The following is a 2,870-nucleotide window of genomic DNA, read 5'->3' on the forward strand; positions in this document are numbered from 1 at the left end:
CCAGCAGGGACGGGGCGCGCGGACGGCGCGGTGGGGCGGCGCGGACGGTCACGCGGCCCCGCTTTCCCGGCGGCGCTGCTCCTCCTCCTCCTCGACGAGGCGGAAGAAGATGCGCTCCAGGCTCTCGCCCTCCACGCCGCCGTGACCGGTGCGGGTGAGTTCGCGCAGCTCGTCGAGGGTGCCGAGGCCCAGCACGCGCCCCCGGTCGAGGACGGCGATGCGGTCCGCGACGGCCTCCGCGAGCGGCAGGGAGTGCGTGGTGAGCAGCACCGTCCGGCCGCGCGCGGCGTAGTCCTGGAAGAGCTCCCGGACCTGCTTCGCGGCGCGCGGGTCGAGGCCGACCATCGGCTCGTCCACGATCAGCACGCCCGGTTCGGGCAGGAGCGCCGCGATGATGGTGAGCTTCTGGCGCATGCCGTGGCTGTACGTCTCGACGAGTTCGTTGCCGAAGTGCTCCAGCGAGAAGAACTCCAGCCAGCGTTCGATGTCGCGCTCCACGTCGCGGCCCGTGGTGTGCGCGGCGAGGCTCGCGACGAAGCGCAGCAGCTCGCGGCCCGTGAGCTTCCCGTAGAGGTACGGGCGGTCGGGGATGTAGCCGAACGCGGCCTTCGCGAGGAGCGGTTCGCGCCACACGTCGTGCCCGGCGACTCGGACGCTGCCGCCGCTGGGCCGGGTGAGGCCCACGACGGCGCGGATGGTGGTGGTCTTGCCCGCGCCGTTCGGGCCGAGCAGCCCGAACAGCTCGCCCGGGCGGACGGTGAGGCTGAGGTCGTGGACGGCGACGTGCCGTCCGTACCGCTTGTGGTACCCCTGGATCTCGATCACGTGCCCTGAGTGTAGAGACCGTGGTCTTACACTCCCGCATCAACACCACGCGGCCAGCGCGGCGCCCGCTACAGTCGGACGGTCAGGCGAGGACCGCCTCGCGCCACTCCAGCGCCACGCCCTTCTCGGCGAGCCAGCGGTCCACGCGGTAGTGATGCTGCGCGAGCTCGTTGAGGACGGCGTGCGCGCGCTCCACGGCGTACAGGGCCTCCTCCTCGCCGACGAGGCTGGCGCGGCGCGCTGCGCACAGTTCGTCCGTGTCGAGGATCTCGGCGCGCGCGCCCTCCCAGACGGTGAGGTCGAGGTAGAGGTCGCGCACGAACCACAGGTCCCCGCGCCGCTCGATGCGGGCGACGTCCATGTAGTAGTCGAACTCGCGGCGCCCGCCGTGCAACTCGTAACGGCACAGCTGCACGCCGAGGTCCGGCAGGAGGTGCGCTTCCCAGTACGCGACGCGCGGGTGGCCGTAGAAGGGCCGCGCGACGTACAGTCCGTGGTCGTGCTCGCGGTACTGCTCCACCGCGCGTACGCCCGTGTTGGTGTGGTGCTCCCGCCGTGCCGTGTCGTGCCGTTCGACCTTGACCGCGTGCATGGTCAAGTATATCCGGACGTCCGGTCCCGCTCTCGTGAGCTTTGCGTAAATCACCGCCGAATCGAACCCTCGGGCGGCATGAGAAGAGGCCGGGCACGCAGATGCCCGGCCCCTCCCCATGGACTCAGACGAGTTCGAGCTGGGGCAGGTCGAGGAAGTCGCGCGGCACGAAGAGGCTGCCCTCCGTGACGCCCTGCGCGCTGATCTCGTCGAGGGCGCGTTCGAGCTCGCGGGCGCCGAGGTCGCCCGCGAGGGCCGCGCGGAAGGCGCCCGTGACACGCCGCACGTCCTCGGCGCTCTCGTGGACGAACTCCAGGCGGAAGTCGCGCAGGCCCGCCGCGAGCCAGTCCGTCAGGTGTCGCGCGGCGGTCTGCGCCTGCGCGCCGAAGACGGTGTTGCGGCAGCCGACGTCGGCCATGACGGGATGCGCGAGGCCCCTGTCGTCGCGCAGCGCGACGCGGTGCGACTCGCAGGGGTGCCCGCAGTTCGTGTAGTCCGTGCCGTCCGAGAGGAAACGGCAGAAGACGCAGTGCTCCGTGTGGAAGACGGGCAGGTGCTGGTACGCGACGACCTCCAGCTTCGCGGGCCCGACGAGGCGCGCGAGGTCCGTGACCTGCGCCGCGTTGAGGTCGTGGGTGGGCGTGACGCGGGTGAGGCCCAGCGCGAGGAGCTCGCGCGCCGTGAGGACGTTCGCGACGTTGAGGCTGAAGTCCCCGACGAGGTCGGGCCTCTCCGCGACGTCCGTGAGCCCTTCGAGCAGCCCGCCGGAACGCACGAGCAGGCCGTACGCGCCCTCGGGCTGGCCGCGCCCGAGCCCCAGGAGGAACTTCTCGATGTTCTGCTCGGTGGGCTTGAGGACGCGCGGGCTCGCGACGCGCACCGGGATGCCCTCGGAGACGACACGCTCCACGGCGGGCTTGAGGCCGTAGAGTTCGAGGTAGTCGAGCGTGATGGAGTCGGGCCGCGCCTCGACCGCCGCATCCAGCTGTTCGGGCGTGCGGACGAGGAGGTGCAGCCTCGGCGCGTCGGCGGGGGCGGCGGCGGGCGCGGGCGTGGCGGCCAGCGCGCCCCGCAGGCGGGGCGTGACCGTACGGTCGGGCGCCGCGCCGCGCAGTTCCACGAGCTGAGCGGCGGCCTCGCGGCGCAGCGCGTTGAGCTCGCTGACGGGCATGAAGACGTCCCCGCCGAGCTCCACGTGCAGTTCCGCGAGGTGGAAGGGCGTCCCGCCGAGCTTCCCGAGCTGCTCGCGCAGCGTGTCCTCGCTCAGGGCGCGGTTGCGGGCGGGCGCGAGGGGCGTCTCGCCGACCACGCTGACCTCGCGGCCCGCCTCGTCCGCGAGGGTGAGGACGGGGTGCGCGCCGGGCGCCCCGAGGAAGCGCGCCGTGAGGGAGCGCGTGTACACGGGGTCCGTGGCGTCCGTGAGGGGCCGCACGCGCGCCGCGAGGGTCGGGTC

3 protein-coding genes are annotated in these 2,870 nt (G+C 72.9%); all 3 read right to left on the minus strand.

Going from position 1 to position 2,870, the window contains the following annotated elements:
- Window positions 1–48: 48 nt before the first annotated feature.
- On the minus strand, window positions 49–825 hold the full coding sequence (locus DEIPI_RS0101295; RefSeq protein ID WP_027480604.1) for an ABC transporter ATP-binding protein: 777 nt from the start codon (window positions 823–825) through the stop codon (window positions 49–51).
- 82 nt (window positions 826–907) lie between these two features.
- Entirely contained in the window at window positions 908–1,417 is a 510-nt protein-coding gene (locus DEIPI_RS0101300; protein WP_027480605.1) for a DUF402 domain-containing protein, read from the minus strand.
- A gap of 124 nt (window positions 1,418–1,541) precedes the next feature.
- A partial coding sequence (locus tag DEIPI_RS41115; RefSeq protein ID WP_045233368.1) for a U32 family peptidase occupies window positions 1,542–2,870 on the minus strand: 1,329 nt, incomplete at its 5' end.

The sequence above is a fragment of the Deinococcus pimensis DSM 21231 genome (assembly GCF_000519345.1).
Lineage (GTDB): Bacteria > Deinococcota > Deinococci > Deinococcales > Deinococcaceae > Deinococcus_A > Deinococcus_A pimensis.

What these genes read in the sequence shown, in the direction of transcription:
- DEIPI_RS0101300 (WP_027480605.1), bottom strand. Translation starts at nt 1,417, where the DNA reads ATGCACGCGGTCAAGGTCGAACGGCACGACACGGCACGGCGGGAGCAC.